This is a genomic window from Dehalococcoidales bacterium (assembly GCA_035529395.1).
Lineage (GTDB): Bacteria > Chloroflexota > Dehalococcoidia > Dehalococcoidales > Fen-1064 > DUES01.
This window is the reverse complement of record DATKWT010000023.1, coordinates 1-7825: the sequence shown is the minus strand read 5'-3', so window position 1 is coordinate 7825 and position 7825 is coordinate 1. Positions and strand designations below refer to the sequence as shown.

At 52.3% G+C, this 7825-nt stretch carries 8 protein-coding genes; 3 read left to right on the top strand and 5 right to left on the bottom strand.

Annotation, left to right across the window (positions count from 1 at the left end; translation table 11 throughout):
- Positions 1-278: 278 nt before the first annotated feature.
- From VMW13_01500 to VMW13_01490, 3 genes are all read right to left on the bottom strand, one after another.
- The gene (locus VMW13_01500; protein ID HUV43483.1) at positions 279-803 is read right to left on the bottom strand and encodes a carboxymuconolactone decarboxylase family protein; all 525 of its coding nucleotides are present in this window, start codon (positions 801-803) and stop codon (positions 279-281) included.
- A gap of 174 nt (positions 804-977) precedes the next feature.
- Complete coding sequence (locus tag VMW13_01495) at positions 978-4094, bottom strand: efflux RND transporter permease subunit (GenBank protein HUV43482.1); 3117 nt, start codon at positions 4092-4094, stop codon at positions 978-980.
- A gap of 35 nt (positions 4095-4129) precedes the next feature.
- On the bottom strand, positions 4130-4396 hold the full coding sequence (locus VMW13_01490; protein ID HUV43481.1) for an AbrB/MazE/SpoVT family DNA-binding domain-containing protein: 267 nt from the start codon (positions 4394-4396) through the stop codon (positions 4130-4132).
- A 167-nt stretch (positions 4397-4563) separates the two neighbouring features.
- Here VMW13_01490 and VMW13_01485 point away from each other — a divergent pair, with 167 nt between their 5' ends.
- From VMW13_01485 to rpsU, 3 genes are all read left to right on the top strand, one after another.
- Positions 4564-5352 (top strand): enoyl-CoA hydratase-related protein, encoded by a 789-nt coding sequence (locus VMW13_01485; protein HUV43480.1) that lies wholly within the window; start codon positions 4564-4566, stop codon positions 5350-5352.
- 276 nt (positions 5353-5628) lie between these two features.
- Complete coding sequence (locus VMW13_01480) at positions 5629-5934, top strand: CxxC-x17-CxxC domain-containing protein (protein ID HUV43479.1); 306 nt, start codon at positions 5629-5631, stop codon at positions 5932-5934.
- A gap of 77 nt (positions 5935-6011) precedes the next feature.
- Positions 6012-6197 (top strand): 30S ribosomal protein S21, encoded by a 186-nt coding sequence (gene rpsU / locus VMW13_01475; GenBank protein HUV43478.1) that lies wholly within the window; start codon positions 6012-6014, stop codon positions 6195-6197.
- A 218-nt stretch (positions 6198-6415) separates the two neighbouring features.
- Here rpsU and lexA read toward each other — a convergent pair whose 3' ends face one another.
- Positions 6416-7042, bottom strand: a complete 627-nt coding sequence (gene lexA / locus VMW13_01470) for a transcriptional repressor LexA (protein HUV43477.1) — start codon at positions 7040-7042, stop codon at positions 6416-6418.
- Between the two features lie 420 nt (positions 7043-7462).
- Positions 7463-7825: tRNA-dihydrouridine synthase (locus VMW13_01465; protein HUV43476.1), on the bottom strand; the 363-nt coding region annotated here is incomplete at its 5' end.

Sequence of the window (7825 nt, the reverse complement as noted above, 5' to 3'; positions counted from 1 at the left end):
ATCCAGGGGGCAAACACGTATCCCGGATCGAGTCTAACAGGGTGATGAAAAAGGGGAGTCCAGAGGGGCTTCGCCCCTTCTTAGGGGCGCTCCCTCTTCCGAGAGGGGCCGAAGCCCCCTATGGCAGGGGTCTGGGGGTGTCCCCCAGATATAATCTTTCCCCCCTTCCGCAGAAGGCTCCTTCCTGGACAGGAAGGGGGTCAGGGGGTTGGTCGAAAGGGTTTTTCATAGGCTTGCTAGAATGACAGGGACTGTAAAGGCATTTGTAAGACACTACACTAGCTCTCCAACTCGACGTCGAGTGCGACCAGAAACCGGCTCACCATGCCGTAATATCCTATGGCCACGGTTAGTTCGACAATTACGTGTTCGCTGAAGAAGCTGCGCAGGGTGGCGAATGTCTCGTCCTTAACCTTGACGTCCCGCTCAACCTCATCGGTATAGGCCAGGATAGCGCGCTCTTCGTCATTGAACGCCGTTGACTTCCGCCAGTCCGGGATGGCATCAACCTGCTCCCGGGTCAATCCGGCTGTAAGTGCAATACCGGTATGCTGGGTGAATTCATATTTAGAGCCTGTCAGGTGACCGACACGGAGCACGGCCAACTCCCGTAACCTGGGAGGCAGTTCCTCGCCCTTAAGCAGAGAATTGCCCAGTCGCTGCCAGTTCAGGCCGACGAACGGGCAGTGCCCCAGCACCTTGTACAGATTGATGATGCGCTGTCCCCTTACCTCTATCTTTTTATAGAGGTCCTCAACCATGGGGTGCCCCTGGCCCTTTTCTATGAAACTAACTCGTGCCATCTTACCTCCTCTGTGTCATGTCTTATATCACTGGCCCACAGTACCTGCCATAACCCGTATTCAAGCCAGCGACTATATACAATATACACTATCTTCGTGAGGGATATCAGCCAAAATTGGAAGGCCTGTCCCATCCGAGCAAGGCTCTACCGGAAACGCGAATGACAATATCAGCTATGGATTAGCCTGCTGGCTGTCGGATGTTGGTACAGTGACACTATCACTGTGGCGCACCCGGTGCGTCATGGCATATATCACGGGAATGACCAGCAATGTCAGCAGAGTGGAACTGAATAGCCCGCCGATGACCACCGTGGCCAGTTCGGCAGCCATCAACACCCCTTCACCCGCTCCAAATGCTAACGGCAGCATTGCTATCATTGTGGTTATCGCAGTCATCAGGATGGGACGGAGTCTGGTCTCACCTCCCTGTACTATGGCTTCTATGTCATTCAGCCCTGTCTTACGCAACTGCTCTACGACGGTTACCAGGACGACGGCGTTGGTCAGAACAATACCGACCAACATCAGTACACCCATAAGGCCCGTAACCCCCAGTGTATTCCCGGTGACTAACAGTCCGAGCAGGGCACCGATTGACGCCAGGGGTAAGCTCACCATTATGATCAGGGGGTTGCGCAGCGAACGGAAAGTCAACACCAGTACCACATAGACCAGCCCGATGGCAATGCCTATGGCCATGAACATGGCGGAGAAACTCTCCTGCATATCTTCGCTGATGCCACCCATGCTTGTCTTTATACCAGATGGGAAAACCATGGAATCAATCTCAGATTGGACGGCCATGTTAACTGCCCCGATATTCTCCTGACCTACGGTGCCTGTGATGGTTGCAGATATCTTCTGGTCGTAGCGCCGGATGTTGGTCAACCGTTCTCCCATCTCCACGGTAGCGATACTATCGAGAGGAACTGGAATGGGAGCACCGACCATCAGACTCTTCGCTATCTCTGCGGTGGTTATATCCCCCATGATGCCTTTAAGGAATATTTCGTAATTGGTGCCGTCTATATTTGCCACGGCAATGGTCGTCCCCCGAGCCATCAGCATGAATTCCTGCTGCAACAGTCCCATTTGGTCCGGGGATAATCCGAGGGTCGTCATCTTTGATAGGTCGGGTTCAACTACCAGGCTCGACTGTACATTGCTTGTCTGTATTTCCAGGTTGGCCAGGCTCTTCAGACTATTAACCTGAGCAGCACGCCGACGGTCAGCTAGCGTATTACCGGTTGACGTGACCCCATCACCCTGGCTGGCAGACTCCAGCCTGGTAAGAAGCTGTTCTCCAGCCAGCACCACATCTTCATTCGTGTCGCCTCGAATTGTTATTTCCAGTCCGGATGACATCTGGCCTGACATGGCGGCTTGCTGTGAGGCGGTACTCACTATACCCTGCTCGATTATCTCGTCAAGTCTGTCGGAAAGTCTCGTGGCAACCTTATCGATATCAGCGTTCGGGGTAACAACAGTCTCGATGCCGATGATATTGCTACCGTTTCCGCCGCCGAAGATGCTGCTGACCATAGCCGTGGTGCCACTACCGGAACCAATTGTTGTGCTGTAGGTCAGTACATCAGGGTCGGCTGCCAGCAGGCTTTCTGCCTCGATAGTAGCCCCGTTAACAGTGCTGTAACTGCTGTCCTCCGGCATCTCAATCTGAATAGTCAGAACATTACTGTTCATCTCAGGTATGAAGCTGGTGCCGATGAGGGGTATCAGGGCGAGGCTGCCCAGAAACAGAAAAATGGAAATCACCAGCGTAGCCACCCGATGACCGAGACACCAGCGTAGCACCGATGTGTATATCCTCAGATACCGGGGCTTTCTTACGCTGTCACCGGTTCTCTTGACTGTCAGCCAGCCGGAGAGTGCCGGCACCACAGTCAAAGCTATCAGCAGCGAACCGATAAGGGCGAAAGCTATCGTAAGTGCAAAAGGAATGAACATTTCACCGACAATTCCACCGACCAGCGCCAGTGGCAGGAAGATAACCACGGTAGCGATAGTAGCCGACGTGATAGGGACGACTACTTCTTTGGTTCCATTGATAGCAGCGTCTTTGAACCTCTCACCGAGTTGCATGTGGCGGTATATTACTTCAAGGATAACAATACTGTTATCGATAACCCGCCCCACGGCGATGACCATGGCACTAAGCGTTAGAATGTTGATTGTAATGCCGGTGAAGCGCATTACAAGGAAGCCAATCAGGATGCTTAAAGGAATTGATATGGCGGTCACCAGCGAAGCCCGCACTGCCATCAGGAAAAGGAAGACAACAACTATGGCAAGGCCACCACCAACCAGTGCACTATTCTTAAGGTCGGAGATGCTGCCTTCAATATACTCCGACTGGTCCATAATGGTCACCAATTCCATGCCTGAAGGGAGGGTCGCTTCCAGTTCTGCCGCTTTGTCAATAATGGCGTTGGCTGTGGTAACCGTGTTGGCAGAAGCTTCCTTTGTTAAACTGATGCTGATGCTGGGTTTGCCATTGGTGCGATTAATGCCCTCTCCCGGGCCAGGACCAAAACTGACCCCGGCCAGGTGCTTTACCTGCGGACCGTCGGGGCTGAGAAAGGCATTCTCCACGTCAGCAACGGATTCGTAGCTTTGCATAGCCAGAGCACTGACCAATTGCCCCATGGAGATGCCGGACTGGGTCATCTGTTCCACAGAGGGACTCACCAGTATCTTCTCGCCGGCACCACCTTCCACAGAGACATTGAACACGCCTTCGATTGCTTTCAGTTCTGGCACAAGCTGGGTATCGGCGATTTGCTGTAGTTCCTTAGGAGATGCATCCCCGATGAGACTGAGGGTTACTACTGGCATCATATTGATATCGATTGGAAAGAGTCTTGGATTCTCATCCATCCCGGGCATCATGGCAGGTAGACCTCTCACCTGTTGCGGAAGTTCCAGTGTGTCGAGCCGCTCGGCGATGATATCGTTCACCTTGTCCATATTTGTGCCATACGCGAACTGCACGAAAACAACAGAGCTGCCTTCGGCTGAGGTGGATGTAATGTGTTCAAGACCTTCTATGCCGTCAATGGCCTTTTCTATCGGGATGGTTACTGTCTCCATCACCTCTTCAGCCTGCGCCTGAGGATAGACCGTAATCACTGTGGTCATCGGTAGCTCAATATCGGGAAAGAGCTCCATTTGGAGAGTAAGCATAGCCCAGATAGATGCTCCTGCCACCAGGGCAGCGATTAGCATCGTCAACCATCGTTTCTTCAGGGCTATCTTTGTAATCCAGGTCATATTGGTTACTCCTTCTTTCTTTGTGTATATGGGACCTACTTCGGTTCCTCAGCGTGCTCTGCCTTCACCATCTGCTCGAACTGTGAAAGAGCGGCAGTAGCACTGGCTAGCATTTCTGTGGCAAATTCGGCTTTAATGAGGAGCAGAACCCTTCTGTTTGAATGACCGAATGCCAGTAGTTTGGTGGCCGGCTCAATTATCATCTCTCGCCGTGCTTCAGCAGGAATAGCGACCTGGCCTCTTTCACCGACTGTTACCGAGCCGTAAAACTTAGGCATTGTCTCGGAAATATGGTCTATCACGATACCTGCCTCCCGGTGGAAATATTACACGATAAATATAGTTTATCATATATTACATACTCCGTCTATCAGGATGGCTTGACAGTGTAGACGCACGCCATTATCATTAGCGCAGAAAGTAACAGCAATACCATCGTATTCAGCTGTACTGAAAGGGGAATATTCTATTGGCTTACGAGATGATACTGACCGAAACAAGTGGTAGGGTAGGGATTATCACTTTCAACCGACCGGATAAATTAAACGCCATGCATACTACTATGCAAGCGGAAATGCGGGACCAGATTGACGCCTGGAACTCTAACCCCGGTATCGGTGCCGTTGTCCTTACCGGTGCCGGGAGGGCATTCTGCGCCGGCGCTGATATCAGTGGTTGGAACCAGGGTATCCAGGCGCGTGAGTCGGGAGAAGAGGTGGAAAGACGTCCCCAGATTGAGCCGTGGGTTCCATTTGTTCAGCGTTCCAAACCCATCGTTTGTGCCATCAACGGTCCTGCTATCGGGGCGGGACTGACAACCACACTACCATGCGATATACGTATCGCCTCAGACCAGGCTCGTTTGTCGATGCGTTTCGTACGAGTGGGTGTTATACCGGAACTGGCCAGCACTCACCTGCTACCCCACATTGTTGGGCTGGGACATGCCATGGAGCTCATGCTTTCAGGCAAGATAATTAACGGTGAGGAAGCTGCGCGTATCGGTCTGGTTAATCACGTAGTCCCACACGACAAGCTAATGGAAGAGGCGGTCAATATCGCGCAGGAGATTGCCTTCAACCCAGTAGAGTCACTCTTTGTCACAAAAGGTCTGACTTGGCAGAATCTTGACGAGACAGACATCACAGTGGTCCAGCAGCGAGAGGGTAAGGAGTTCGCCGCGGCAATGCAGAGACCTTCTTTCAAGGAAGCAGTAAAATCTTTCGTCGAGAAGCGCCCCCCGGACTTCCATAAATGATGGTCACCTGATACTCCCGTCTGGCCGGAGAATGAGGAGCAGAATAGAGAGCGGTGGCCTGTGACCACCGCTCTTAAATTTAGCCGGCGCTTAGTTCTCAGGAAACTGCCGGATATTTGATTGACTGGTGGGTTGCAGCGAAAATATTTTAATGGTACACTATCGTTGGTGGTTTAGTTCAGGTTACCCAGCACTTAGTCAATTCCATTTTCTATCGGCTCAAGTCCCGGTTGACCACAAGGCTAACCAACTACTAATAAGAGAGGAGGTGGCTTCGTGGGATTTGAGGACAAAACAATTGAGTGCGCCGACTGCGGAACCGTCTTCACCTTCAGTGCTGAGGAGCAAGAACTGTTTGCCTCCAGGGGCTACCAGAATGAGCCAAAGCGCTGTCTTCCATGCCGTCAGGCGAGGAAAACACGGCGGGACACCGGTGATGGTTTCGGCTACCGTCCGAACCGGCAGATGTACCCCGTTGTATGTGCCCAGTGCGGTAAGGAAACTGAAGTTCCGTTTGAACCTCGGCAGGGAAGACCGGTTTATTGTAGCGATTGCTACAATGCTTCTAAAACGGGCAGTTAATGCTGGTCTGGCACTAGTATCATGGACTGGTGCTGGATACTCGCCCGGTATACTTGGAAGGAAGGGGCCTTTATGTAATGGCACTGGAAGTGTCAATACGAGAAGGTGAGAGTCAGGACTCTCTACTGAAGCGTTTTCAGAGAATGGTACAGATGGACGGCGTCCTGCGGGAGGCTAAGTCACATCGATACTTCCTCTCAAAGAGAGACGCGGCGCGTTTGAAGGCAAAGAAGAACGCGAGGTCGAAAAGACAGGGCAGGTAACTGGCATCAGTCTGAGAGGACTGATAACGTTTGTAATTGTGCCGACGCTCGTGGAGTAGCAGTAATGTAGCTCCAGGTAGCGTCGGCACTATCATGTCTACAGGCAGGGTGCTGAAATACCGCTATGGGGAACAGGGGTAGATTACGTTCCAACTATTATTGGGGACTTGATTACCTCATGAGCTAGACTGGAAACCTCCGCCTGCCGACAGTTCCGTCTAGAGCTTTCTGATGACGGCAGCCACTTTACCCTGAACTTCCACATTCTCCGGGTCATGATAGATGGGCTGCATGACCTGGTTTGCCGGACGAAGGCACACTTTCCCTTCTTCCAGAAAGAACCTCTTCAGTGTCACTTCCTGCTCATTCTTGAGCCACACCGCCACCATATCGCCGTTCTCAGCGGTATTTACCGGCTCCATGAGCACTATATCACCATCGTCAATCAGGGCATCCACCATTGAGAGTCCCTTGACCCTGAGGGCAAAGAGTTGCTTGCCCTGTGTAATTTCTTCGGGGAGTTCGATGGTTTCCAGTGCCTGGTTCCGCCACGTATCTGACGTGGGCACAGGGATAGGTTCACCGGCAGCAATAGTGCCGAGTAATGGCACACCGTCGGTATCCTTCCGGTCGGTGAGCCGAATACTCCGGAAGACCTCGGGGTCGCGGTGAATACGGCCCTCCCTATCCAGAACATTAAGGTGGTGCTGCACAACAGCGGTAGAGCTGATGCTGCAACCCTTCAGGATGTCGCGCACTGTCGGTGCATACCCGCGGTTCTTTAAGAACTTTCGTATGAAAGCGTATATCAGCTCCCTGGTTTTACTGTACCCGGGTTGCCTCACACTACCTCCGAACTGCATTCTGTGGTGTAAACGATTGTTTTATGAACAAGTGTACCATAACAATCGTGTGCTGTCAATATCAGGCCGGTTTGGGGTGTCAGTGTTCCATTATGCCGGCAGCCGGGGGCAGCCATTATCACAGTCGGAGTGACCGGACGGTAGTTTAGTACCGGAGAACAGTTGACATAAATATGTTCCTGCCTAAGTGGTAACCCGGTGTCTATGCCTGACGGGCAGAGTGGAGATGACGCAGCGGTTAGTGAGACTCTCACCCGTGTCAGGGATATTGACTGGTAGAAAGCCGAAATGTACCTGCTCTTCTGAATGACCATACCGGAGTGTTGCCTGCTGGTATCTGTATGCGTATCTCAACGAATCACGTCGGAATCGGGCACGACAGTGAAACGGGTAGGGGACCACCTACTCAGGAGCCGGTATCTCCCATTCCCGTCCAACACGTTCGTTGAACTTGCACAGTGGCGCACCTTCGGACAAACGGCGTTCGAAAGCCGGTGAGTAGCAGTTAATATTGCAGGAGTCACAGGCGACCACCTCATCGAACCGCCCCTCGCGCACCTTCTTCGGCCATAATGGGTCACAGATAAGCTGGCGCCCGATTGCCACCATGTCTGCCCGTTCTTTGGTCAGTATGTCCCCGGCAATTTCCGGGGTGTTTATCTTGCCCACCGCGATTACCGGAATGCTGACTGCCTTCTTGATGGGTTCGGCAAGATAGACCAGTGACCCCATCTTGTTCCGCTTTACCGGAGAAACCGGCACCTT